Source organism: Amycolatopsis sp. lyj-23, from assembly GCF_046549135.1.
In the GTDB taxonomy this organism is placed as follows: domain Bacteria; phylum Actinomycetota; class Actinomycetes; order Mycobacteriales; family Pseudonocardiaceae; genus Amycolatopsis.
On sequence record NZ_JAJPWN010000009.1, the window covers coordinates 285182 to 310488 of the forward strand.

Here is a 25307-nt window from a genome sequence, read left to right on the forward strand (position 1 = left end):
CTGCCGATTCAGTCCACGCGCGTCAGCCGCACCACCGCGCTCGCGTACCCGCTGCCGGGGAAGTCGAGGTTCAACCCGTGGCTGAGCAACACCGCGCCGTGGTGCACGACGCCGTCCTGGTCGCGGTACTGCGCCGCCGGATCCAGCCCGGCGAGCCGCGGCGGGGTGAACGGCCGCGCGAACTCCGTGGGCCGCCGCCAGAAGAAGACGACGGCGGAATCGCCGAGCACGTACTGCACCGCCGTCAGCGCCGACGTCGCCGGGTCCGCCAGCCGGTACAGCACGCCGTGCTGCACCACGGGCCGGATCTCCTTGTACAGCGCCACAAGGGACGCCGCTTCGGCGAGTTCGCCGGAACTCCACCGCGGCAGATCACCGCCGAGGCCGAGCACGCCCGCCATCGCCACGTGGAACCGGAAGCTCAGCGGCGCCTCCCGCCGCGTGCCCGGGTTCGGGCTGTCGGTCACCCAGGCCGACATCGTGCCCGCCGGGTAGAGCTGGCCGTAGCCGTGCTGGATGGTGATCCGGTCGGCGGCGTCGGTGTTGTCCGACGCCCAGATCTCGTCGGTGCGCGCGAGGATGCCCAGGTCGGTGCGCCCGCCGCCGCCCGCGCACCCCTGGATCCGCAGGTCCGGGTGGTCGGCGCGCAGCCGGTCGAGGATCGCGTACACCGCCCGGATGTGGCCGACCCACAGCCGCTGCGCGTCCGGCCCCGCGTCGGGCCAGCCGGCTTCGGTGAACGCGCGGTTCATGTCCCACTTGAGGTAGTCGATGCCGTGCGCGCCGACCAGCCGGTCGAGCCACCGGTGCGCCCAGTCCGCCACGTCCGGCCGCGCGAAGTTCAGCACGAGCTGGTTGCGCAACGTCGTCCGGGAGCGGTGGGCCATGTGCAGCACCCAGTCCGGGTGCGCGCGGTAGAGGTCGCTGTCCGGGTTGACCATCTCCGGCTCGACCCACAGCCCGAACTGCATCCCGTGGGCGTGCACGGCGTCGACGAGCGGCCCCAGCCCGCGCGGGAAGCGCTGTTCGTTGGCGATCCAGTCGCCGAGCCCGGCCGCGTCGCCGGTGCGGGCGCCGAACCAGCCGTCGTCCATGACGAACAGTTCCGTCCCCAGCCGGGCGGCCGCCGCGGCGAGCTCGGTCTCCGTCTTCTCGTCGACGTCCCAGCCGGTCGCTTCCCAGGAGTTGTAGACGACCGGCCGCAGCTCGTCCGGGTGCGGCTGGACGAACTCGCGGACGTAGGCGTGCCAACGCCGGCTGGTCCCGCCGAAGCCGTCGGCCGCGTAAAGCCCGGCGAACACCGGCGTCTCCCACGTTTCCCCTGGCTGCAGCAGCCAGCTGACGTGCTCGTGCCCGAACCCGCCGGTCCACGTGACGCGGCCGGTGTGCGTGCGTTCCACGGTGATCCGCCAGCTCCCGCTCCACGCCAGCGCGCTGCTCCAGACCTCGCCGGCGGTCTCCGTCGCGTCACCGGCGTCGAGCATGACCCACGGGTCGACCTGGTGGCTGGAGGCGCCGCGGCGGCTGGTGAGCGTGGTCTCGCCGACCGGCACCGGTTCGCGCCGGAGGCCGTACTCGGCGCTCCGCGCCCCCGACGTCCGGCTCAGCCGCACGCCGTCGCGCCGCGGGAGCGTCCAGGACGCGGAATCCGTACGCAGCAGGGCAATCGGCTCGCCGGCCCCGGTGTGCCGCAGCGACGTCCAGCGCTCGACGACGTCGCCGCGGACGCGGTAGTGCAGGGACAGCTGCAGGGGGTAGTGCCGGTCGGCGAGCCGCACGACGAGTGCGCCGTCTTCGAGCGCGAAGCCGTCGTATCGCCATTCGAGCGCCGAAGTCCCGTCGGCGTACCGCACGGCCAGCGCCGCGACGCCGAAGAAGGCGCCACCCTCGACCGGGAGTTCCTGCCGCTCGTCGCCGGGCTCGTCGAAGCTGCTGTCGGCCGGGTGGCGGCGTGCGGCGACCTGCGTGGCCTGGGCCAGCGTCAGTGGCGGGCCCCAGTGGACGTGCCGCGGGCGGTCGTCGGCGTCCAGCCGGAACGCGTAGGAGCTCTCGGGTGTGTGCAACAGCCAGAGCCGGTGCGCGGGGCCGTGTTCGACGAGCGACATGCCCGACAGAGTAGAGCTGACCAGGGCATCTACCTCGAAGAACTCGCCTCCGGCGGCCGTACCGCCCCGTGATCCGGCCGCTGCCGTTCGAGGAGTGGGCCCGCGGCGCGGCCGCCGTGGCCATCCAGAGTCTTTTCGCTGCCGACACCTGAAAAGTCCCCTTCCACGTGGGCCCGTCATCCAATGGGTGGAAGACGTCTGGTCGGTCGCAATACCTCGTGCTATGTTCGGTGGCAGAACGAGTGTGCGTCATGCGAACAGTTCGGAGGGTGTGATGGCGGAGCTGCTGTCGCTGGAGGAGGCCGTGGCCCGGCTGGTGCACGACGGGGACACCGTCGCGCTCGAAGGGTTCACGCACCTCATCCCGGTCGCTGCCGGGCAGGAGATCATCCGGCAGCGGCGCCGGGGCCTCACGCTGGTGCGGATGACGCCCGACATCGTGTACGACCAGCTCATCGGCGCGGGCTGCGCCCGCAAGCTGATCTTCTCCTGGGGCGGCAACCCGGGCGTCGGCTCGCTGCACCGGTTCCGCGACGCCGTCCAGCACGACTGGCCGGTACCGCTGGAAATCGAGGAACACAGCCACGCGGGCATGGCGAACCGGTACGTCGCCGGGGCGTCCGGGCTGCCGTTCGCGGTGCTGCGCGGCTACACGGGCACGGACCTCCCGGCCCAGACGGACACGATCAAACCGATCACCTGCCCGTTCACCGGCGAACGGCTGACGGCGGTCCCGGCCCTGAACCCGGACGTCGCGATCGTCCACGCGCAGCGCGCCGATCGCGCCGGAAACGTCCAGATGTGGGGCATCACGGGTGTCCAGAAGGAAGCGGTGCTGGCGGCGAAGCGGTCGTTGGTGACGGTCGAGGAGATCGTCGACGAGCTCGAGCCCCGTCCGGGCGCGGTCGTGCTCCCGGCGTGGGTGGTCTCGGCGGTGGCCGAGGTCCCGGGCGGCGCGAAGCCGTCGTACGCGGCGGGGTACTACGAGCGGGACAACGCGGCGTACCAGGCGTGGGACGAGGTCGGGCGCGACCGCGAGGAGTTCACGAAGTGGCTGAACGAGCTGACCGGGGTGACGGCATGAGCACCGAGTACTCCGCCGACGAGATGATGAGCGTCGCGGCCGCCCGCGCGCTCGGCGACGGCATGTCCTGCTTCGTCGGGATCGGTCTCCCGAGCAAGGCGGCGAACCTCGCCCGCCGGGCGCACGCCCCGAACCTGACGCTGATCTACGAATCCGGCTGCCTGGGCGCGAAGCCGTCCCGCCTGCCGCTGTCCATCGGCGACGGCGAGCTGGCCGACACGGCGGACGCGGTGATCAGCGTGCCCGAGGTGTTCAACTACTGGCTCCAGCCGGGCCGCATCGACGTGGGCTTCCTCGGCGCGGCCCAGCTCGACAAGTTCGGCAACATCAACACGACGGTGATCGGCTCGGACTACCGGGACCCGAAGGTCCGCCTGCCGGGCGCGGGCGGCGCCCCGGAGATCGCCGCCTCGTGCGGCGAGGTGTTCATCGTCCTGCGCCAGAACCCCCGGGCGTTCGTGGAGAAGGTGGACTTCGTGACGTCGTTCGGCCACGGAACGGGCAAGGGCGACCGCGAGAAGCTCGGCCTTCCCGGCCGGGGTCCGACGCTGGTGGTGACGGACCTGGGCCTGCTGCGCCCGGACCCCGAGACGGCCGAGCTGACCCTGACCGAACTGCACCCGGGTGTGGAACTGGACCAGGTCCTGGCGGCCACCGGCTGGAAACTGAAGGTGTCGGACGACCTCAAGACCACTCCGGCCCCGACGGACCAGGAGCTGACGGTCCTGCGAAACCTGGAAAAGGTCAGCGCATGATCGGCCGATCGGTCGCGCACCCGGGCAACCCCTGCACCGCGGCCACCCGCCCCGGAAGTCGAAGGCACGACCACCCCGCGCGGCCGAAGCCGTGGCAGGGTGAGCCGATGACCACCACCGCGAGGCGGTGGGCGCCGCCACAAGCGAGTCCCACCGAGCCGAGCCACCCGACCACCCCGGCACCCCGGAAGGCGAACGCATGACCGACGTCTACATCCTCGACGCGATCCGCACCCCGTTCGGCCGTTACGGCGGCGCACTGGCCGGCGTCCGCCCGGACGACCTCGCCGCCGGGGTCCTCAAGGCGCTCCAGCAGCGCAACGACCTCGATCCGTCCACAGTGGACGAGGTCACCCTCGGCGACGCGAACGGCGCGGGCGAGGACAACCGCAACGTCGCCCGCATGGCCGCCCTCCTCGCCGGCTGGCCCACGACCGTCCCGGGCAGCACGGTCAACCGCCTCTGCGGCTCCGGCCTCGACGCGGCGATCCAGGCCAGCCGGGCGATCCAGACCGGCGATGCCTCCCTGGTCGTCGCCGGCGGTGTCGAGTCCATGACCCGCTCGCCGCTGGTCATGCCGAAGCCGGAGAAGGCCTTCCCCGCGGGCAACCAGACCCTCTACAACACCGCCCTCGGCTGGCGCATGGTGAACCCGGCGATGCCGTCGCAGTGGACGATCTCCCTCGGCGAGTCCACCGAGCAGCTCGCCGAGCGCTACGGCATCGGCCGCGACGAGCAGGACGCCTTCGCCGCCCGCAGCCACGTCAACGCCGCCAAGGCCTGGGACGAGGGCTTCTACGACGACCTCGTCGTCCCGGTCGAGGGCGTCGACCTGGCCCGCGACGAAGGCATCCGGCCGGACTCCAGCCCCGAGAAGCTCGCCAAGCTGAAGCCCGTGTTCCGCGCGGAAAACGGCACCGTCACCGCGGGCAACGCCTCCCCGCTGAACGACGGCGCTTCGGCCCTCCTGCTCGGCGACGAAGCAGCCGCGAGCCGGCTCGACGCGACGCCCCTGGCCCGGATCGCCGGCCGCGGCGCGGCGGGTGTCGACCCGGACGTCTTCGGCATCGGCCCGGTCCGCGCGGCGGAGATCGCCCTCGAACGCGCCGGCATCGGCTGGGAGGACCTGGCCGCGGTCGAACTCAACGAGGCCTTCGCCGCGCAGTCGCTGGCTTGCCTGCGTGACTGGAAGGACCTCGACCCGGAGATCGTGAACACCCACGGCGGCGCGATCGCCATCGGGCACCCGCTCGGCGCGTCCGGCGGCCGGATCCTCGGCACCCTGGCGCACGACCTGCACCGCCGCGGCGGTGGCTGGGGACTCGCCGCCATCTGCATCGGCGTCGGCCAGGGGCTGGCCGTCGTCCTCGAAGGCCGGTAAGGGAGAAAAACGTGGCCACTCCGACCGAATTCAGGCTGCCGCGCTACGGGGAAGACCCGGAGGGCACGCACCCGCCGCTGGGCTACCCCGGTTACCGCTCGACGGCGCTGCGGCACCCGAAGCAGGACCTCGTCCTGCTGCCGCAGATGCTGACCGAGGTCACCGGCCCACTGCTCGGCCCCGGCCGCCTGGGCGAGCTCGACAACGACCTCACGCGGCAGCACGCCGGCGAACCGCAGGGGCAGCGCATCATCGTCACCGGGCGGCTCCTCGATGGCGACGGCCGCCCGGTGCGCGACTCGCTCGTCGAGATCTGGCAGGCGAACGCGGGCGGCCGCTACCGGCACACCGGCGACCGCTGGCCGTCCCCGCTGGACCCGAACTTCGACGGCGTCGGCCGCACCCTGACCGACAGCGACGGCCGCTACACCTTCACCACCATCGAGCCCGGCGCGTACCCGTGGAAGAACCACGACAACGCCTGGCGGCCGGCGCACATCCACTTCTCGGTGTTCGGCTCGGCGTTCACCCAGCGCCTGGTCACCCAGATGTACTTCCCGGACGACCCGCTGTTCTCCCAGGACCCGATCTTCAACTCGATCCCGGACGAGAAGGCCCGGCAGCGGATGGTGTCGCGGTACGACCACACCATCACGCAGGCCGAGTGGGCGCTCGGCTTCCAGTTCGACATCGTGCTGCGCGGGCGCGACGCGTCGGTCTTCGAAGAGGAAGAGGACGAGGACGAATGACCAAGCTGCTGCCCACCCCTTCGCAGACCGTCGGCCCGTACCTGTCGATCGGGCTGCCCTGGTCCGACGGCCCGCACGTCGTACCCGAGGGCACGACGGGGGCGTTCTGGATCCGCGGGACCGTCCGTGACGGCAACGGCGATCCGGTCCCGGACGCGATGATCGAGACCTGGCAGGCCGACCCGGAAGGCGGCTTCCGCCACCCCGACGACCCGCGCGGCACGGCGAACGGAGAGTTCCGCGGCTTCGGCCGCTGCCCGACGGAGGCCGACGGCACGTACGGGATCCTCACCGTGCTCCCGGGGGTGGTGCCCGGCGAGGGCGGCACCACGCAGGCCCGGCACATCGACGTCTCGGTGTTCGCGCGTGGCCTGCTGAACCGGGTCGTCACGCGGATCTACTTCGAGGACCAGGACAACTCCGGAGACCCCGTGCTGGCGACGGTCCCGGAGGAGCGGCGCGGCACCTTGATCGCCGCGAAGACCGACGACGGCTACCGCTTCGACGTGCGGTTGCAAGGGGACGGCGAAACCGTCTTCTTCCGGGTGTGACGCCGTGAGCGCCGTGAAGCTGCACCGGGTCGCCGAAGGCCCCGCGGACGGGCCGGTAGTGGTGTTCGGCGGGTCGCTCGGCAGCGACCTGCGGATGTGGGAACCCCAGGTCGCGCCGCTGGTGCAGCGCGGGTTCCGGGTGGTCCGGTACGACACGCGCGGGCACGGCGCGTCGCCGGTGCCGCCGGGTCCCTACGAGCTCGACGACCTGGGCGCCGACGTCCTCGCCCTCCTCGACGAGCTCGGCGTCGAGCGCGCGCACCTGGTGGGCCTGTCGCTCGGCGGCATGACGGGGATGTGGCTCGGCATCCACGCGCCGGAGCGCGTCGCGAGCCTGGTGCTCTGCTGCACGTCCGCGAAGCTCGGCCCGCCGTCGATGTGGGCGGAGCGGGCCCGCACGGTCCGCGCCGAGGGCACCGCGGCGGTGGCCGAGGCCGGGGTGAGCCGGTGGCTGACCGGCGGGTACCGCGAGCGGCACCCGGACCGGGCCGAGTTCCTCCGGGCGATGATCGCGGCGGTCCCGGCGGAGGGCTACGCGGCCTGCTGCGGCGTGATCGAGCGGATGGACCTGCTGGACCTGCTCCCGAAGATCACCGCGCCCACACTGGTGATCGCGGGCGCGGACGACCCCGCCACCTCGCCGGAGGAACACGCGCGGCCGATCGCCGAGGGCATCCCCGGCGCGCGGCTGGAGGTCGTGGCGGACGCCGCGCACCTGGGCAGTTACGAGCAGCCGGCGGAGTTCGGCCGGCTGATCCTGGACCACTTGGAGCGAGCGTGACGGACCGCCACGAGCAGGGCATGAAGGTGCGGCGAGAGGTGCTCGGCGACGAGCACGTCGACCGCGCGGTCGCGGGGACGACGGACTTCAGCCGTCCGTTCCAGGACTACATCACCGAGGGCGCGTGGGGCTCGGTGTGGTCCCGCGAGGGCCTGGACCGCCGCACGCGCAGCTGCGTGACACTGGCGGCCCTGACGGCGCTGCAGGCGCACAACGAGCTGGCGATGCACGTCCGCGCGGCGGTCCGCAACGGCCTGACGGCGGCGGAGATCGGCGAAGTCCTGCTGCACACGGCGGTCTACGCCGGCGCCCCGGCGGCGAACGCGGCGTTCGCCATCGCCCAGCGCACCCTGGCCGAGCTCGGCGAGCCGAGCGCCCGGCCCGCCGACGCCGGATAGGGTGCCGGGCATGGACGCGACGAGGCCGTCGTTCGAAGTCGAACTGGAGAGCGAACCCGCGCACCGTGGTGCCCACCACGTGCAGTCGCTGGAGCGCGGCCTGGCCGTGATCAAGGCGTTCCACGCGGGCGCGTCCGAGCTGACGTTGAGCGACGTGGCCCGCGCCACGGGCCTGACCCGCGCGGCGGCGAGGAGGTTCCTCCTGACGCTGACCGACCTGGGTTACGTCCGCACCGACGGCAAGTACTTCTCCCTGACGGCCCGGGTGCTGGAGCTGGGCTATTCGTACCTGTCCAGCATGACGTTGCCGGAGGTGGCCCAGCCGCACCTGGAGCACCTGTCGGCGAGCGTGCACGAGTCGAGCTCGGTCTCGGTGCTGGAGGGCACCGACATCGTGTACGTCGCCAGGGTGGCGGTCTCCCGCATCATGACGGTGAGCATCAACGTAGGCACCCGCTTCCCGGCCTACGCCACCTCGATGGGCCACGTCCTGCTGGCTGGGCTCAGCGAAGCGGAGCTGGAGGAGTACTTCGCGGTGGCGAGCCTGGACCGCCTCACGCAGCACACGCTGACGGCCCCCGACCGCCTGCGCACGGAACTGGCCAAGGTGGCCGCCCAGGGCTGGGCGATGGTGGACCAGGAACTGGAGGAGGGGCTGCGTTCGGTGGCGGCCCCGATCCGAGGCCGCACGGGCCGCGTGGTGGCCGCGGTGAACCTCTCGACCCACGCAAGCCGCACCACGGCGGAGTCGGTGAGGAAGGACTTGGTACCCCCACTCCTGGAGACGGCCCGCGCGATGGAAGCGGACCTGGCCATAGCGGCCCCGAGCCACGCCCGCGGCTGAGCGCCCCAAGGGCAGGTCCGCCGCCGGGCTGGAGGACGCCGCGGTCGAGGGCTAAGCGAAGCGGCTGGTCGCGCACCAGAGGCCGAATCGATCGCCTGAGGAAAGTCGGCATAGCGGCGGCCGCGCACCGGCCGGTGCTGGTGGCCGAGCCGCTGGCTGCAGCACTGAAAGCTCAGCTGCTGCCTCGCACTCGCTCCCGGCGCGGCTAGCCGATATCTCCCGCCGCGCAGCCACCACCGGCCGCGCCCAAGGCCGAGCCACCACTTCGCAACCCTGTAGCGCCCGAGCGGTCGCCACCGCCGCGAACCCCGCTGAGCCGCCACCGCGCGGCCGCCCGAGCGGTCGTCACCACCCCGAACCCTGCCGAGCCGCCATCCCACAGCCGTCCGCCGCCGCCAAGCCCGGCTCGAGCGGGCCCGTGGCCGTCGGAGCCGCAGCCGCGGCAGACTCGTCCCATGAGCACTCCCGTCGCCGGGCTTCTTCTCGCCGCCGGGGCCGGCCGGCGCTTCGGTGGGCCCAAAGCCCTCGTCGAACTCGATGGGGAACCTCTTGTCCTTCGTGCCCTCCGCGCCCTCACCGCTGCCGGGTGTGAGCCCGTGCGGGTGGTCGTCGGCGCCTCGGGCGAGGAAGTCCGGGCCCTGCTGCCCGATCCCGGCCAAGCCGTCGTGGCCGAGGACTGGGCGAGCGGCATGGGGGCGTCCCTCCGGGCCGGTTTGGGCTCCCTCGACGGCACCGATCGGGCCGCCGCGCTCGTCCACCTCGTCGATCTGCCCTGGGTCGGGCCGGAGATCCTCGCCCGCGTCGCCGCCCGGGCCTCCTCCACGACCGTCGCCCGGGCCTCCTACGACGGCGTGCCCGGGCACCCCGTACTGCTCGGGCGCCGGTGGTGGGGCGAGATCGCCGAGACCGCCCGGGGCGACCGCGGGGCCCGGGACTGGCTCGCCACCCGCGACGACCTCACCCTCGTCGAGTGCGGGGACCTCGGCAGCGGCCGGGACGTCGATCGGCCCGCTGATCTGGCGGGGCCCGCGTGAACACCTACGATCGGAAGCGTGACGGACTCGCCCGAAGACCTCGCCGCCGCGCTCGATGCGACCGGCTACCTCGCCGATGACGGGCTGGCCACCGCCGGCTTCCTCGCCCTCCGGATGGGCCGCCCGCTCTTCTGCGAGGGCGAGCCCGGCACCGGCAAGACGTCACTCGCCCTCGCCCTGGCCGCCGCCCTGGATCGGCCGCTCGTCCGGCTCCAGTGCCACGAAGGGATCGACGCCGCCCAAGCCCTCTACGAATGGGACTTCCCGCGCCAGCTCCTGCACCTGCGGGCGCTCGAAGCGGCCGGGGACGGGCACCTCGACGTCGAAACCGCGGAGCGCTCGCTCTACACCGAGCGCTTCCTGCTGGCCCGGCCGCTGCTGCAGGCCCTGATCAGCGCCCCGTGCGTGCTGCTGATCGACGAGATCGACCGCGCCGACGACGAGTTCGAAGCCTTCCTCCTACAGCTGCTCGACGAGCACGCCGTGACCATCCCCGAGTACGGCGAAGTCCGCGCCGAGCAACCTCCGCTGGTGGTCCTGACCTCCAACCGGACCCGCGAGGTGCACGACGCCCTCAAGCGCCGCTGCCTCTACCACTGGCTCGAACACCCGGACCTGGTCCGGGAGGTCGCCATCCTGCGCCGCCGGATTCCGGACGCCAGCGAAGTCCTGGCCCGGCAGATCGCCGAAGCGGTGCACCGGCTCCGCGCCATGGACCTGCTCAAACCGCCGGGAGTGGCGGAGTCGCTCGACTGGGCGCGGGCGCTCCTCGCGCTGCAGCGCGACGAACTGGACGCGGCGACGGCGGCGCGGACGCTCGGAGCCGTCCTGAAGTACAGCGAAGACCTCGACCGGGTCCGCGCGAAACTCGACGCCCTGTTCGCCTGACCTCGACTGTCCACAAAGGACCACGCTGGGCGCGCGGTTAATTCCGTTGCCGCTCCCGGCGGACTCAGGCATTCTTTTCCTCACCACAGCACACCGAGAGGAGGAGATCGTGACCCGACGGCAAGACCGGAACTCCTGCGGCGCGATCTCCCGCGTCGTTCGCTGAAACTCCCTTTCTTTCCGAAGGCTCTTCGCGCCCACCCGCCGCTACCTTGGGTCGGCCGCGGCGAAGAGCGCGGTCTGCGCGCCTGCCCGGGGAGGGGCGCGTGCGCAGGCCGCCCCCGTCCCGGTAGCTCAGCAGGACAGAGCGCGGCGCTACGAACGCCGAGGTCCGAGGTTCGACTCCTCGCCGGGACGCCGAACGAGCGCACAATGGAGACATGACCACCGCCGCCGATCCCGTCGCCGGGTACGCCGGGTTCGCCGCCGCGCTGCGCGAAGCCGGTGTCGCCTGCGATGCGCACCGCGTGCAGGCGTACCTCTCGGCCGTCGCCGAGATCGACGTCGCCGAACCCACGCAGCTCTACTGGGCCGGGCGGCTCACCCTCTGCTCCAGCCCCGACGACCTCCCGTGCTACGAAGAAGCCTTCAGCCAGTGGTTTTCGATCGAGACCAGCACGCCACAACGCGCGAAAGCCGCCGCGCCCAAGCAGGCGCGGATCGCCCCGCTCGGCCAAGCCGAGGGCGGGGACGCCGACGGCGGCGAAGGTTCCGACCAGCTGAAAGTCGCCGCGAGTGCCCAGGAGGTCCTGCGGCACCGCGACCTCGCCGAGCTGACCACCGCCGAACGCGAACACCTCCGCGAACTCCTGGCCACCCTCAAGCCCGCGCTCCCCACGCGTCCGGCCGCCCGGCGGACGCCGGCCCGGCGCGGCCGCCTCGACCCCTCGCGCACGCTGCGCGCCATGCTGGCCGGCGGCGGTGAACCCCTCAAGCTCGTGCGCTCCCGGCGCGGCCGCCGGCCGCGGCGGGTGGTGCTGCTCATCGACGTCTCCGGTTCGATGAGCCCGTACGCCGACGCCCTGCTGCGGTTCGCCCACGTCCTCACGCGGTCCGCGCCGCCGTCGGTCGAGGTGTTCACGCTCGGCACGCGGCTGACCCGGGTGTCGCGCCAGCTCCGGCAGCGCGACCCGGAGCGCGCGATGCTCGCGGCGGGCTCCGCGGTGCCGGACTTCGCGGGCGGGACCCGGCTCGGCGAGACGCTCCAGGCGTTCCTCGACCGCTGGGGCCGGCGGGGTGTGGCGCGCCGCGCGGTGGTCACGGTGTTCTCCGACGGCTGGGAACGCGGCGACACCGGCCTGCTCGGCGAGCAGCTGGGGCGGCTGCGCCGGCTCGCGCACGCCGTGTTCTGGGTGAATCCGCACGCCGGCCGTGCGGGGTACGCTCCGGTCCAGTCGGGCATCGTCGCCGCGCTGCCCCACATCGACCGGCTCCTGGCCGGGCACACCCTGGCCACTTTGGAACGACTGCTCGGGGAGATTTCCGATGCGTGACGTACTGGACGACGTGTTCCGCCGCTGGTCCGACGGGGAGACGGTCGGGCTCGGCACCGTGGTCGCCACCTTCTCTTCGGCGCCGCGGGCGCCCGGCGCCGCGATGGTCGTCGCCCCGGACGGCACGGTCGCCGGCAGCGTGTCCGGCGGCTGCGTCGAGGGCGCGGTCTACGAGCTGGCGCAGGAGGTCGTCGCCGAGCGCAAGCCGGTGCTGCAGCGCTACGGCGTCAGCGACGACGACGCCTTCGCGGTCGGCCTGACCTGCGGCGGGATCATCGACATCTACGTCGAGCACGTCGACCGCGAGTCGATGCCGGAGCTCGGCGACGTGGTCGCGTCGGTGCGCGGCGGCGAGCCGGTCGCGGTCGTCACGATCGTCGAGCACGAGCAGGCGGGCCTGGTCGGCGAGCACATGATCGTCTGGCCGGACCGGACCGCGGGCTCGCTCGGGTCGTCGCGGATGGACGACGCCGTGGCCGACGACGCGCGCGGCCTGCTGGCCAGCGGCCGCACCGGCACCCTGCACTACGGCCCGGACGGGCAGCGCCGCGGCGAGGGGATGGCGGTGTTCGTCAACTCCTTCGAGCCGCCGCCGCGGCTGCTGGTCTTCGGCGCGATCGACTTCGCCGCCGCGATGGCCCGCATGGGCGCCTACCTCGGCTACCAGGTCACCGTGTGCGACGCGCGGCCGGTGTTCGCCACCGCCAGCCGGTTCCCGGACGCCCACGAGGTCGTCGTCGACTGGCCGCACCGCTACCTGCAGGCGGAGGCCGACGCGGGCCGCATCGACCAGCGCACGGCGATCGCGGTGCTGACCCACGACCCGAAGTTCGACGTGCCGCTGCTGGAAGTCGCGCTGCGCCTGGACGTCGGGTACGTCGGCGCGATGGGCTCCCGCAAGACCCACGACGACCGGTTCGCGCGGCTGCGGGAAGCGGGCATCACCGAGGCGGAGCTGGACCGGCTGTCGTCGCCGATCGGGCTCGATCTCGGGGCGCGCACGCCCGAAGAGACGGCCGTGTCCATCGCCGCGGAGATCATCGCGCTGCGGTGGGGCGGCGGCGGCAAGCGCCTGGCGGAGCTCTCGGGACGGATTCACGGCTGACTGATCCGGGTGGCCGACAAAGTTCACCCATCCGGACTTCCGCACCTACGGAGTTGCATCGGTGATACGTACGCAGTTGCGGAACAAGTAGTTGAACGTGTGACATCAGGGCTTGTCGACGCGAAGGTCGCGTAGCACGCTCGGGTTTGTGAGCCCGATCACTGTCGGGCGGGCCGTTCCCGAGCCGGCTTTTGGAGGCCTGATGCGCATCACCGTCACCGTCGACGGGACGAAGTACACCGACGAAGTCGAACCCCGCACCCTCCTCGTGCACCACCTACGGGAAAAACTCGGGAAGGTCGGCACCGTCGTCGGCTGCGACACCAGCAACTGCGGCGCCTGCACCGTCCACCTCGACGGGCACAGCGTGAAGTCCTGTTCCGTGCTGGCCGTGCAGGCCGACGGCTGCGAGGTCACCACCGTCGAAGGCCTGGCCCGCGACGGCAAGCTGCACCCGGTGCAGCAGGCCTTCCACGACAACCACGCGCTGCAGTGCGGGTTCTGCACGCCGGGCATGATCATGCAGTCGATCGACCTGCTGGCCGACAACCCCGACCCGGACGAACAGGCCGTCCGCGAAGGGCTCGAAGGCAACCTGTGCCGCTGCACCGGCTACCAGAACATCGTCCGCGCGGTCCGCGACGCCGCGCAGCACATGAGTCCCGGCGCCGGCCCCGAAGCCGAACGGATCGCCGAAAACAAGCACGTCGGCGTGGGTGGTGACTGATGACCGCGACGATCGAACCGGAAGTCGGCAAGTCCCGCCGCCGCAAGGAGGACGAGCGGCTGATCACCGGGCGCACCCGCTGGACCGACAACATCACTCTGCCCGGCCTGCTGCACCTGGCCGTCCTGCGCAGCCCGTTCGCGCACGCCAAGATCGTCTCGATCGACACGTCGGCGGCGAAGGACGCGCCCGGCGTCATCGCCGTCTACACCGCCGAGGACCTCGACCCGGACGGCTCGATCGGCATGCCGTGCGCGTGGCCGATCACGCCGGACATGAAAGCGCCGCGCCGTCCGGTGCTCGCCGCCGGCACGGTCAACTTCGCCGGGGAAGGCGTCGCGGTCGTCGTCGCGCGCTCGTCCGCCGAAGCGCACGACGCGCTCGAGCAGATCGACGTCGACTACGACGAACTGCCGGTCATCCTCGACATGGAAGCCGCGATCGCCGACGGTGCCCCGCTGGTCCACGAGGACCTCGGCACCAACACGAGCGCGGTCTGGAAGTTCGACTCGGCCGAGGCCGGCACCGGCGGCAACGTCGAGGACGCGATCAGCTCCTCGGAGGTCGTCCTCAAGCGCCGCTTCCGCCAGCAGCGCCTGGTCCCGGCGTTCATGGAGCCGCGCGCCTGCGTCGTCGACCCGACCAGCACGCAGATCACGATGTGGTCGGCCACCCAGGTCCCGCACATCCTGCGCGTGATGTCGGCGCTGACGCTCGGCATCCCCGAGCACAAGCTGCGCGTGATCGCCCCCGACGTCGGCGGCGGCTTCGGCGGCAAGATCGGCGTGCTGCCGGAAGAGATGATGGCGCTGCTGGTCGCGCGGAAGCTCGGCAAGCCGGTCAAGTGGAACGAAACGCGGTCGGAGACCATGCTCGCCGCGCACCACGGCCGCGACCAGATCCAGGACATCACCATCTCGGCGACCCGCGACGGCCAGGTCACCGGCCTCAAGGTCGAGCTGCTCGCCAACCTCGGCGCGTACAACGGCCTGGTCGGGCCGGGCGTGCCGATCCTCGGCGCGTTCATGTTCAACGCGATCTACAAGATCCCGGCGTACCACTTCGCGTGCACCAACGTGTACACGACGACCACGCTGACCGACGCCTACCGCGGTGCCGGGCGCCCGGAGGCGACGTTCGCCATCGAGCGGATCATGGACGAACTCGCCGTCGAGCTCGGCGTGGACCCCCTCGAGCTGCGCGAGAAGAACTGGATCAAGCACGAGGAATTCCCGTTCACGACGGTGTGCGGGCTGACCTACGACTCCGGGAACTACGAGGCCGCCACCGAGAAGGCCAAGCAGCTCTTCGACTACGACGGCCTGCGCGCCGAGCAGGAGAAGCGCCGCGCGGCGAAGGACAAGGTCCAGCTCGGCATCGGCATCTCGACGTTCACCGAGATGTGCGGCCTCGCGCCGTCGCGGGTGCTCGGCTCGCTGGACTACGGCGCCGGCGGCTGGGAGTACGCGTCGATCCGGATGCTGCCCACCGGCAAGGTCGAGGTCACGACCGGCGCGTCCGCGCACGGCCAGGGCCACGAGACGGCGTGGAGCCAGATCGTCGCCGACCAGCTCGGCGTCGCGTTCGAGGACGTCGAAATCCTGCACGGCGACACGCAGTCGTCGCACAAGGGCCTCGACACCTACGGCTCGCGGTCGCTGGTGGTCGGCGGGATCGCCATCGTCAAGGCGGCCGAGAAGGTCGTGGCGAAGGCCAAGCCGATCGCGGCGCACCTGCTCGAATGCGCGGAGGACGACCTCGAGTTCGCGGGCGGCAAGTTCACCGTGAAGGGCACCGACACGGCCACGACGCTGGGCGACGTCGCGCTCGCGGTGTTCGCGGCGCACAACCTGCCCGACGGCGTGGAGCCGTCGCTCGACTCGGACGCCACGTTCGACCCGGAGAACTTCTCGTTCCCGCACGGCACGCACCTGTGCGCCGCCGAGGTGGACACCGAGACGGGCCGGGTCAAGCTGCGTTCGTACGTCTGCGTCGACGACGTCGGCGTCGCGGTCAACCCGCTGATCGTCGAAGGCCAGGTGCACGGCGGGCTCGCGCAGGGCATCGCGCAGGCGCTGTTCGAAGGCACCGAGCACGACGAAAGCGGCACGCTGACGACCGGCACGTTCGCCGACTACCTGCTGCCGTCGGCGGCCGACCTGCCGTCGTTCACCACCGACCGCACGGAAACGCCGTCGACGACGAACCCGCTCGGCGCCAAGGGCGTCGGCGAGGCGGGCACCATCGCCTCCACCCCGGCGGTGGTCAACGCGGTGGTCGACGCCGTGCGGCCCTTCGGCGTGAACGACATCGAAATGCCGCTGACCCCGATGCGGGTGTGGCACGCCATCCAGCACGGCACCACCGACGCGGGCGGCCCCGGCCGCGGCGAAGCCGGTGGCGGCCTCGGTTCGATCGACGCCACCGGAGGTGCGCAGTGATCCCGGCTCCCTTCGAGTACGTCCGGCCGTCCACAGTGGACGAAGCGGTGCAGGCGCTGGCGGCGGCGGGCGAGGACGCCAAGGTCCTCGCTGGCGGGCAGAGCCTGCTGCCGGTGCTGCGGATGCGGCTCGCCGCACCGACCACGCTGATCGACCTCGGGCGCGTCGCGGAACTGCGCGGCGTCCGCGAGGAGGGCGACGAGCTGGTGATCGGCGCGATGACGACGCACTACGACGTGCAGCGTGACGCGCTGGTCGCTTCGCACGCGGCCCTGCTCAAGGAGGCGACGGACACGGTGGCCGACCCGCAGATCCGCCACCGCGGCACGCTCGGCGGCGCGATCGCGCACGCCGACCCGGCTGGCGACCTGCTGGCGCCGGTGCTCGCACTGGACGCTTCGCTGGTGGTGGCCGGGCCGTCGGGACGCCGGACGGTGCCGGCCGCGGACTTCTTCCGCGACCTGTTCACCACCGCGCTGGCCCCGGACGAGCTGCTGGTCGAGGTTCGCGTGCCCAAGCACACGGGGTGGCGGGCGCACTACGAGAAGTTCAACCGCGTCGCCCAGGCGTGGTCGATGGTCGCGGTCGCGGTCACCGTCCGCACGGAGGCGGGCGTGATCGAGGAGGCCCGGGTCGCGCTGACGAACATGGGCTCGACCCCGGTCCGGGCCTCGGGCGTCGAGGCGGCGCTGGTCGGCGTCCAGGCCTCGGCGGACTCGATCGCGGCGGCGGCGTCGCACGCGGCGGAGGGCACGAATCCGCCGGTCGACAGCAACGCCGACGTCGAATACCGCCGTCACCTGGCCCGCGTGCTGACCGGCCGCGCGATCGCGGCGGCGGCGGGGGCCTGAGGCACGGGTTCGCCACCCTGGCCGTCGCCCCGGCGGCGGCTAGGGTGGGCACCGGACCCGTCCGTCTTCAGGAAGGAGGTCGGCCCGTGCGGCTCGACCACGAATTCACCGTCCCGGCACCGATCGGCGAGGTCTGGCAGGCGGTCGTCGACCCCGAGCGCGTCGCCCCGTGCATGCCAGGAGCGACGCTGACCAAGGTCGAAGGCGACAGGTTCAGCGGAACGGTGAAGGTCAAGCTAGGGCCGATTTCGTTGCTGTACAAGGGGAACGGCGAGTTCCTCGAGAAGGACGAGAGCGCCCGCAAGGTGACGATCAAAGCCTCGGGCAAGGATTCCCGCGGAGCCGGCACGGCGGCGGCCACGGTGACGCTGACGTTGACGGAGACGGACGGCGGAACTCACGGAGCGGTGGCCACGGACCTGGCGATCACGGGCAAGCCGGCCCAGTTCGGCCGGGGACTGATCAGCGAGGTGGGCGGCAAGATCCTGGACACGTTCGCCGGGTGTCTGTCGGGCAAGCTGGCCTCGGGCGGAGGAGAGACGGCTTCGGCAGGGAGCGGTTCGGCGGCGGGCTCGGCGGCAGGGACTTCGGCGCAGGCTGCCGGGGCCGGGAGTGCGTCGGCGGAGGCTGGCTCGGCTGCGAGCTCCTCGGCTGGCAGCGCCCCGGCGCAGGCCGACGCGGCTGGCGGCACTTCGGCGCAAGCTGGCTCGGCGCCGGAGGATTCGACTCAGGGCGGCCCGGCGGAGGGCGCTGCGGCGAAGACCTCGGCACAGGCAGGCGGGGCGGAGACCGCGGCGCAGGAGGGATCGGCGCGGGCTGCCGCGGCCGGGAGTACTGCGGCGGAGGCTGGCTCGGCTGCGGGCTCTTCGGCGCAAGCCTCGGCCGGGAGTGCCCCGGCGCAGGGCGCTGCCGGGGCTGCGGGGGAGGGCGCCGCCCAGTCGGCTGGGAAGCCGCCGTCTGGGGTCAAGGCTGCGCCGACCACGCCGGAGATCAACACGGAACCGAAGCCAAAGCCGGCTGAGCGGCCGGCGCTGCGCAGCGTTCCCGCGCCCCCGGAGACCGAGGCGATCGACCTGCTCGACTACGCGGGTCAGTCGGTGCTCAAGCGGTTGGTCCCGGTGCTGGCGGGCATTGCCGCGGTGATCGGTCTGGTGGCGATCGTCCGGGCGCTGCGCAAGTGAGCTGACCCGCGTTCGAGCTGACCGCATCGAGGCGCCCGCGGTGGGCGCGCGGTATGGCGCCCCAGGCATGGCTCTACGGCTCGGCCTGGCGTGCTCAGGCGTCGAGCTGCGCTGACCCGCGTTGGAGCTGACCGCATCGAGGCGCCGCGGGCTCGCGGTGGGCGCGGCCGGTGTGGCCCGCCGGGCACGGCCCGACGGCTCGGCTCGGCGTCTGCACTGATTTGCCCTCCCCCGCTACGGCCAGGGCCGCGAGCCTCCGCTTTGGTCGGTCGGCGATGTCCGCTGTGCCCTCGCGCCGCGCGAATCTCCGGTTTGGCCGGTCGGTGTTGTCGGCTGGGCTGGCGTGCCTGAATGGTGATTGGCTGCTGAGCTGCGGTGATCTACTTTGCGCGGGTCTTCCGATGTCGGCGTCGAGCGCAATTCGCCCGGACTGGCGACGCGGCTCGCCGGAACGGCTACGCTGGGCTACCTATCGGCCGAACTTGCGCAAGGGGTACGTCACGATGGCGGTTCGTCACGTCTGTGGCCTCGGTTCTTGAAAGCGCAGGCCGCCGTGCGTCGGGGAGCGCCTTCCACCTGGCCCGCGTGGCCCACGCGGTGGGCGATGTGGAGTGGGGCGAAGAACCGCTGGATCGTCTACGCCCTCGGGTGTGAGCTCCTCGCCGTCGTCGCTACCGGGACCGCCTTGGCCACCGGGTTCGGTGGGCCGGTGCGGCCCGGGTGGTTCGCCGTGCTGGTCGCGCTCGGGGTGGCGCAGGCCGAGATGTCGCGCCGGATCGAGCGGTTGCGGCGGTGGATGAGCGGGCAGATGCACATCAACGTGACGTCCGTCTGGTACCTCGCCGGTGTCGTCCTGCTCCCGCCCGCGTGGGTGGCGCTGCTGGCCGTCGTGCTCTACACGCACCTGTGGGTGCGCGTGTGGCGACAGGTCCGTACGCGCCCGGCGCACCGGTTCGTGGCCAGTACGGCTTGGGCGATGCTCTCGTGTTTTGCCGCTTCCTCCGTTCTCGCTGTCCAGGGGTTGCACGGGACGCCGTTGCAGACACCGCGCGGGTTGTTCGCGCTGTGCCTGGCGGCCGCGGTGTTCGAGCTGGTGAACATCGGCCTGGTGGCGGCCGGCATCTACCTGTACACCAGCCAGCGCTCGGCGGCCGACCTGATCGGCACGTGGGAGGACAACGCGTTCGAGCTGGCGACCCTCTGCCTGGGCGGGCTCGCGGCCCTCGCGCTGGTCGAGCAGCCGGTGCTGGTGGTGTTCGTCGTGGCGCCGTGCTGTTGCTGCACCGGTACCTGCTGCTGAAGCAGCAGCTGCAGGTCGCGGCCGTCACCGACGAGAAGACCGGGCTGCTCAACACCGCGGGCTGGCACGACTCCGCGACGCGCGAGCACGCCCGCGCCCTGCGCCGCGGCGCCGGCGGGGGCTTCGCGGTGCTGATGATCGACCTGGACCACTTCAAGCGGATCAACGACACGTACGGCCACCTGACCGGCGACGACGTGCTGGCCGCGGTCGCGGTGGCGATCTCCGGTTCGGTACGCCAGGGCGACACCGTGGGCCGGTTCGGCGGTGAGGAGTTCGTGGTGCTGCTGCCGGGCATCGGGCGCGCGGACGTGCTGACGGTCGCCGAACGGGTGCGGGTGGCGGTGGGCGAGCTGAACGTGGTGATTTCGACGGGAAGCGGGACCGTGCGGGTGAGCGGGTTGTCGGTGTCGATCGGGGTCGCGCGGTACCCGGACGCCGGTCCGCTGCTGGACGACGTGCTTCGCACCGCCGATGCGGCGCTGTACCGGGCCAAGGAGGCGGGCCGGAACCGGGTCGCGGTGTGACGGCGGCGGAGGTGGGTCCGCGCTAATGGGATCGGCCGGAGTAGGCGGTTGGGGCTCGGTCGCGGGGTGCGAGGCGGGTTGGTTGTGCGGGTAGCTGCTGCGGGCGTGAGGCAACGGTTGCGTTGTGATGGCGTCGGTGGTGGTTGGCTGACGTGGGTGGTGGGGCTGGTCGGGGCCCGGTTGCCGGATGGGGACACCGGTTGGCCTGCGCGGGTAGCTGCGGTGGGTGCACGGCAGCGGGCCGGTTCGCGGTGGCGGCGTCGGCGGTGGCCGGCTGACGTGGGCGGACGCCTGCCGGGGTCTGCTGCCCCGGACGGCGACGAACCGCTGTGATGCAGAGCGCGAAATATGCCCGCCCGGCTGCTGCTTACACCGGTATGAGCGGCGCGGATCACGAGACGGACGTGGTGGTCATCGGGGCCGGGCAGGCCGGGCTGTCCGCTGCCTACCACCTTCGGCGGGCCGGGTTCGCCAACCGGAGCGGGTTTGTCGTTCTCGATCACGGGAAACGGGCCGGGGGTGCCTGGCAGTACCGGTGGCCTTCGCTCGTTCTCGGGAAAGTGCACGGCATCCACGACCTTCCCGGCATGGCGCTCGGCACTCCGGACCCGACGCGGCCCGCTTCCGAAGTCGTCTCCGAATACTTCGCGCGCTTCGAGCGCGTTTACGACCTTCCCGTTCTCCGGCCCGTCGATGTCCAGTCCGTGACGCGGGCGGGGGACCGGCTGGTCGTCTCCAGCCCGGCGGAGTCCTGGGCCGCCCGGGCCGTCATCAGTGCCACCGGGACCTGGGACCGTCCCTTCTGGCCGCGCTACCCCGGCCAGGAAACCTTCGCCGGGCGGCAGCTGCACACCGCCGACTACACCGGACCCGAAGACTTCCGCGGCCGGCGGGTGGTCGTGGTCGGCGGGGGCGCCTCCGCCGTGCAGCTGCTCATGGAGTTCGCCCCGCTCGCCCGCGCCACCGCCTGGGTCACCCGGCGGCCGCCCGTCTGGCGTGACGAGCCCTTCAGCGAGGACTGGGGACGCAGTGCCGTCGCCAAGGTCGACGAACGGGTGCGGGCCGGGCTGCCGCCCGAAAGCGTTGTCAGCGTGACCGATCTGGCCGTGACGCCGGAGGTGCGGGCCGCCCGCGCCGCCGGGATCCTCGACCGGCGGCCGATGTTCGAGCGGATCACGCCCGGCGGTGTCGTCTGGCCCGGCGGTGAGCGGTTCGACGCCGACGTGATCCTCTGGGCCACCGGCTTCCGTGCGGCGATCGACCACCTCGCGCCGCTGCACGTCCGCGAACCCGGTGGCGGCATCCGCGTGGACGGCACCAGGGTGGTGCTCGAGCCGCGCCTGCACCTGGTCGGCTACGGGCCTTCGGCCAGCACGGTCGGCGCCAACCGGGCGGGCCGGGCCGCCGTGACGGAGATCCGGAAACTGCTGGGGTGAAGGTCTTCGCCGGGCGGCGAAGGTGCGGGGCGAAGGCGTCATAGACCCAAGCTACCGAACATCTGTGCGAACGGAATCGCTGAATCGGGTGATCATCCGGAGCGGAAGAATTCCGTTGTGCCGCAACAAAAAGCTCAGAGCGCCATCCCCGGGACCCGGGCGCGGATCGCCGCCATGGTCGCCTCGTCGGAGACGCCCTGCCAGTCGTACCTCGGCGTGTACGGCGCCGTGAGAGCGCGAACGTCGTCATCGCCGAGCGAAACGTCCAGTGAAGCCACCGCGTCGTCGATCTGCTCCACCGAACCGGCGCCCACCAGCGGGGCTGTGACGACCGGCTGCCGGTGCAGCCACGCCAGGGCGATGGCCGCGCGGCTCACCCCGTGGGCGGCCGCCACCTTCCCGACCGCCTCCACGATCGCGCGGTTCGACGCCTCTTCCGCGGGCGTGTACAGCAGGTCCGCGTAGGCCCCGTCGGTGCCGGAGCGAGCGGTCGCCTTCGCGTCGTCCCAGGCGCGGGCCAGCCGGCCGCGGGCCAGCGGGCTCCAGACGATCGTGCCGACGCCCTCGTCCAGGCACAGCGGGAGCATTTCGCGTTCTTCCTCGCGGGCCAGCAGGTTGTAGTGGTCCTGCATGGACACGAACCGCGCCCAGCCGTGCTGCTTCTGCAGGTGCAGGGCCTTGGCGAACTCCCAGGCGAACATCGACGACGCACCCAGGTAGCGCACCTTGCCCGCCTTGACCAGGTCGCTGAGCGCTTCGAGCGTCTCCTCGAGCGGCGTCTCGTGGTCGTTGCGGTGGATCTGGTACAGGTCGATGTAGTCGGTGCCCAGCCGCCGCAGCGAATGGTCGACCTCGGTCATGATCGCCTTGCGGGACAGGCCGCGACCGTTGGGGCCCGGCCGCATCGGGTGCCGCAGCTTGGTCGCGATCACGACGTCGTCGCGGTCGGCGAAGTCCTTGAGCGCGCGGCCGAGGATCTCCTCGCTGGACCCGTTCGAGTACATGTTCGCGGTGTCGAAGAAGTTGATGCCCAGGTCGAGCGCGTGCTTGATCAGGGGCCGGGCCCGCTCCTCGCCGAGGGACCAGACGGGGTGGCCGCGGTCGGGCTCGCCGTAGGACATCGCGCCGATCGCGACGGGGGAGACGTCCAGGCCGGTGGTGCCCAGTTTCACGTAACGCATGGGGGTTCTCCAGGGGAAGGCAACTCGCGGAGGATTCTCCGGATCTGACTCCGAAACTAGCGGAGGATTCTCCGCATGTCAAAGATGAGGCATGATCGGGGGATGACCGAGGGGACGTACGGCACCCAGCGCAAGGCCGCCGCGCGCAACCGCGTCGCGATCATCGAGGCCGCCCACGAGCTGTTCGCGCAGAACCCGCTGGTGCCGCTGAGCGAGGTCGCCAAACGCGCCGGCGTCGGCGCCGGCACCCTCTACCGGCACTTCCCGACCCGTGAAGACCTGATCCTCGCCGCCTACCAGCACGACATCGAGCGCCTGACGACGACCGCGGACGACGTGCTGGCCCGCCACACCTCGGCGAAGGCCGCCTTCGTCGAGTGGTTCGAAACGCTTTCGGCCTACATCCGCATCAAGCACGGCCTCGGGGACGCGTTGCACGGCGCGGCGGCACAGGAGCTCATCAGTGCTTCGTGGGCGCCCACCACCGCGGCCGTCAAGAAGCTCGTCGACGCGTGCGTGGCCGAAGGCACCATCGCGCCCGGGCACGACCCCGCCGACATCATCATGCTCATGAGCTTCCTCTGGCGGGTGGCGAACAACGACGAAGGTGCCGCCCAGGGACGACGGCTGATCGCGGCGGTGTTCGAAGGGCTTCAGGCGCCTCCGCAGCCCTTCTGAAAGCGGCGGTCCCGGGGTGCGGAGCAGTGCCCCGCTCACCGGGACGGGCCGTGAGCAGCGGAAACGGTGAAGAACTCACCCTCTTGACCGATTCAAGGTCAAGACGAGTCTTGTCAGCCGGAACGTCCGCTCGTTACCCTCCGCTTAGTTAGGAAACTTTCCTAACAGTTAACCAACGCCGCAGCCCACCAGCCACCGCCAGGCCCGTAAGGAGCGCGACGTGCCGTCCACCCGACTACGTCCCCTAGCCCGTTTCACCCCGGTGCTCGCCGCCGTGGTGCTGTTGCCGTCCGCGATCGCCGCGGCCGCCACCACCCAGGCCGCCGACGTCCTGCTGTCGCAGGGAAAACCCGTCGCCACCTCGACCGTCGAAAGCTCGTCGTACACCGGTGCCAAGGCCGTCGACGGCAGCACGACCACCCGCTGGGCCAGCGCCGAAGGCGCCGACCCGCAGTGGCTGCGGATCGACCTCGGCCAGAGCGCGACCGTCCACCGCGTCGTCCTCAACTGGGAAGCCGCCTACGCGAAGAAGTACCGCATCGAGGTCTCCGACGACGGCACGTCGTTCACCACGGCCGCCACCGTCGACGCCGGTGACGGCAAGACCGACGATCTCGGCGGCCTCACCGCCCGCGGTCGCTTCGTGCGCTTCGTCGGCCTCACCCGCGCCACGAGCTACGGCTACTCCTTCTGGGAGATGCAGGTCTTCGGCACCACGGACTCCTCCGGCGACACGCAGGCCCCGACCACCCCGGCCGGTCTCGCCGCGGGCCCGGCGACCGCCACGAGCGTCCCGCTGACCTGGGGCGCCGCCACGGACAACGTCGGTGTCACCGGGTACGACGTCCTCCGCAACGGCACGGTCGTCGCGACCAGCGCGACGACGTCCTACACCGACACCGGGCTCACCCCGGCCACGAGCTACACCTACGCGGTCCGCGCCCGCGACGCCGCCGGAAACACGTCGGCCGCGAGCACGCCGATCACGGTCAAGACGGCGGCCGGGAGCGCCGGCTTCGTGCTGGCCGCGGCCGGCGACATCGCCGAACAGTGCACCGCGAGCAGCTCCGGCTGCGTTCACCCGAAGACCGCGAAGCTCGTCGAAAACCTCAACCCCGCGGCCGTAATCACCATGGGTGACAACCAGTACGACGAGCCCACCCTGTCGGACTTCAAGAACTACTACGACAAGAGCTGGGGCAAGTTCAAGAGCATCACGCACCCGGTCCCCGGCAACCACGAGTCCTACAGCGGGTTCACCGGCTACGACCAGTACTTCGGTGCCATCGCCAAGCCGCAGGGCCAGCGGTACTACAGCTGGGAAATGGGCAACTGGCACTTCATCGCCCTCGACTCCAACGACTTCGTCACCCACGACGAGTTCGCCGAGCCGCCCCAGATCACCTGGCTGAAGCAGGACCTGGCCACCAACAAGAAGGGCTGTGTCGCCGCGTACTACCACCACCCGCGGTGGAGTTCCGGCGACCACGGCGACAACACCGACAGCACCGAGCTGTGGAACCTGATGGTGGCCAACAAGGTCGACCTCGTCCTCAACGGCCACGACCACGACTACGAGCGGTTCGTCCCGCAGAACGCCGACGGCAAGGCGGACGCGAACGGCCCGGTCGAGATCGTCGGCGGCAGCGGCGGCGCGGGCCTGTACGACCTGAGCCCGGCGCACGCCACGACGGCCAAGCTGCTGAAGACCTACGGCGTCCTGAAGCTGTCGATGACGGACACCACGTTCCAGACGCAGCTCATCGGCGTCGACGGCAAGGTCCTCGACAGCAGCCCGACCTACACCTGCCACTAGG

The 25307-nt window shown here is 71.8% G+C and carries 20 protein-coding genes, 1 tRNA gene and 2 pseudogenes; 21 read left to right on the forward strand and 2 right to left on the reverse strand.

Annotation, left to right across the window (positions count from 1 at the left end; all coding sequences use genetic code 11):
* Window positions 1-8 precede the first annotated feature (8 nt).
* On the reverse strand, window positions 9-2105 hold the full coding sequence (locus ACLJPY_RS23975; protein WP_410591641.1) for an alpha-galactosidase: 2097 nt from the start codon (window positions 2103-2105) through the stop codon (window positions 9-11).
* A 274-nt stretch (window positions 2106-2379) separates the two neighbouring features.
* Here ACLJPY_RS23975 and ACLJPY_RS23980 point away from each other — a divergent pair, with 274 nt between their 5' ends.
* The 19 genes and pseudogenes from ACLJPY_RS23980 (at window position 2380) to ACLJPY_RS24070 (ending at window position 21631) form a co-directional block, all read left to right on the forward strand.
* A complete protein-coding gene (locus ACLJPY_RS23980; protein WP_410591643.1) occupies window positions 2380-3189 on the forward strand; it encodes a CoA transferase subunit A in 810 nt (269 codons plus the stop codon).
* Entirely contained in the window at window positions 3186-3944 is a 759-nt protein-coding gene (locus ACLJPY_RS23985) for a CoA-transferase subunit beta (RefSeq protein ID WP_410591645.1), read from the forward strand. Before ACLJPY_RS23980 ends, ACLJPY_RS23985 begins: the two co-directional genes overlap by 4 nt.
* A 199-nt stretch (window positions 3945-4143) precedes the next feature.
* A complete protein-coding gene (locus ACLJPY_RS23990) occupies window positions 4144-5325 on the forward strand; it encodes a thiolase family protein (protein ID WP_410591647.1) in 1182 nt (393 codons plus the stop codon).
* Window positions 5326-5336: 11 nt separating this feature from the next.
* Window positions 5337-6074, forward strand: coding sequence for a protocatechuate 3,4-dioxygenase subunit beta (pcaH, locus tag ACLJPY_RS23995; RefSeq protein ID WP_410591649.1), 738 nt, complete (start codon window positions 5337-5339; stop codon window positions 6072-6074).
* Window positions 6071-6625: a protocatechuate 3,4-dioxygenase subunit alpha gene (pcaG, locus tag ACLJPY_RS24000; RefSeq protein WP_410591650.1), complete on the forward strand. Its 555-nt coding sequence runs from the start codon at window positions 6071-6073 to the stop codon at window positions 6623-6625. The genes pcaH and pcaG overlap by 4 nt, the downstream gene beginning before the upstream one ends.
* 4 nt (window positions 6626-6629) lie before the next feature.
* A complete protein-coding gene (gene pcaD, locus ACLJPY_RS24005; RefSeq protein WP_410591652.1) occupies window positions 6630-7406 on the forward strand; it encodes a 3-oxoadipate enol-lactonase in 777 nt (258 codons plus the stop codon).
* Entirely contained in the window at window positions 7403-7804 is a 402-nt protein-coding gene (gene pcaC / locus ACLJPY_RS24010; RefSeq protein ID WP_410571635.1) for a 4-carboxymuconolactone decarboxylase, read from the forward strand. Before pcaD ends, pcaC begins: the two co-directional genes overlap by 4 nt.
* 10 nt (window positions 7805-7814) lie before the next feature.
* Window positions 7815-8648 (forward strand): IclR family transcriptional regulator C-terminal domain-containing protein, encoded by an 834-nt coding sequence (locus ACLJPY_RS24015; protein WP_410591653.1) that lies wholly within the window; start codon window positions 7815-7817, stop codon window positions 8646-8648.
* Between the two features lie 455 nt (window positions 8649-9103).
* Entirely contained in the window at window positions 9104-9682 is a 579-nt protein-coding gene (locus ACLJPY_RS24020) for an NTP transferase domain-containing protein (protein ID WP_410591655.1), read from the forward strand.
* Between the two features lie 18 nt (window positions 9683-9700).
* Entirely contained in the window at window positions 9701-10570 is an 870-nt protein-coding gene (locus ACLJPY_RS24025) for an AAA family ATPase (RefSeq protein WP_410591657.1), read from the forward strand.
* A 283-nt stretch (window positions 10571-10853) separates the two neighbouring features.
* A tRNA-Arg gene (locus ACLJPY_RS24030) sits at window positions 10854-10927 on the forward strand.
* A gap of 23 nt (window positions 10928-10950) precedes the next feature.
* The gene (locus ACLJPY_RS24035; RefSeq protein ID WP_410591659.1) at window positions 10951-12063 is read left to right on the forward strand and encodes a vWA domain-containing protein; all 1113 of its coding nucleotides are present in this window, start codon (window positions 10951-10953) and stop codon (window positions 12061-12063) included.
* Window positions 12056-13168 (forward strand): XdhC family protein, encoded by a 1113-nt coding sequence (locus ACLJPY_RS24040; protein ID WP_410591661.1) that lies wholly within the window; start codon window positions 12056-12058, stop codon window positions 13166-13168. Before ACLJPY_RS24035 ends, ACLJPY_RS24040 begins: the two co-directional genes overlap by 8 nt.
* Window positions 13169-13370: 202 nt before the next feature.
* Window positions 13371-13895 (forward strand): (2Fe-2S)-binding protein, encoded by a 525-nt coding sequence (locus tag ACLJPY_RS24045; RefSeq protein WP_325152881.1) that lies wholly within the window; start codon window positions 13371-13373, stop codon window positions 13893-13895.
* A complete protein-coding gene (locus ACLJPY_RS24050; RefSeq protein ID WP_410591663.1) occupies window positions 13895-16336 on the forward strand; it encodes a xanthine dehydrogenase family protein molybdopterin-binding subunit in 2442 nt (813 codons plus the stop codon). Before ACLJPY_RS24045 ends, ACLJPY_RS24050 begins: the two co-directional genes overlap by 1 nt.
* On the forward strand, window positions 16333-17187 hold the full coding sequence (locus tag ACLJPY_RS24055) for an FAD binding domain-containing protein (protein ID WP_410591665.1): 855 nt from the start codon (window positions 16333-16335) through the stop codon (window positions 17185-17187). Before ACLJPY_RS24050 ends, ACLJPY_RS24055 begins: the two co-directional genes overlap by 4 nt.
* 86 nt (window positions 17188-17273) lie before the next feature.
* Window positions 17274-17714: pseudogene (locus ACLJPY_RS24060) on the forward strand (SRPBCC family protein); the annotation flags it as partial.
* Between the two features lie 1258 nt (window positions 17715-18972).
* A pseudogene (locus ACLJPY_RS24065) lies at window positions 18973-20195 on the forward strand (diguanylate cyclase).
* Between the two features lie 377 nt (window positions 20196-20572).
* A complete protein-coding gene (locus ACLJPY_RS24070) occupies window positions 20573-21631 on the forward strand; it encodes an NAD(P)-binding domain-containing protein (protein ID WP_410591667.1) in 1059 nt (352 codons plus the stop codon).
* 134 nt (window positions 21632-21765) lie between these two features.
* Here ACLJPY_RS24070 and ACLJPY_RS24075 read toward each other — a convergent pair whose 3' ends face one another.
* Window positions 21766-22812, reverse strand: a complete 1047-nt coding sequence (locus ACLJPY_RS24075) for an aldo/keto reductase (protein WP_410591668.1) — start codon at window positions 22810-22812, stop codon at window positions 21766-21768.
* A 102-nt stretch (window positions 22813-22914) separates the two neighbouring features.
* Between ACLJPY_RS24075 and ACLJPY_RS24080 the strand changes: the two genes are divergently transcribed.
* Together ACLJPY_RS24080 and ACLJPY_RS24085 are read left to right on the forward strand one after the other, a co-directional pair.
* On the forward strand, window positions 22915-23490 hold the full coding sequence (locus ACLJPY_RS24080; protein WP_410591670.1) for a TetR/AcrR family transcriptional regulator: 576 nt from the start codon (window positions 22915-22917) through the stop codon (window positions 23488-23490).
* 262 nt (window positions 23491-23752) lie between these two features.
* The gene (locus tag ACLJPY_RS24085; protein ID WP_410591861.1) at window positions 23753-25306 is read left to right on the forward strand and encodes a discoidin domain-containing protein; all 1554 of its coding nucleotides are present in this window, start codon (window positions 23753-23755) and stop codon (window positions 25304-25306) included.
* Window position 25307: the final 1 nt, after the last annotated feature.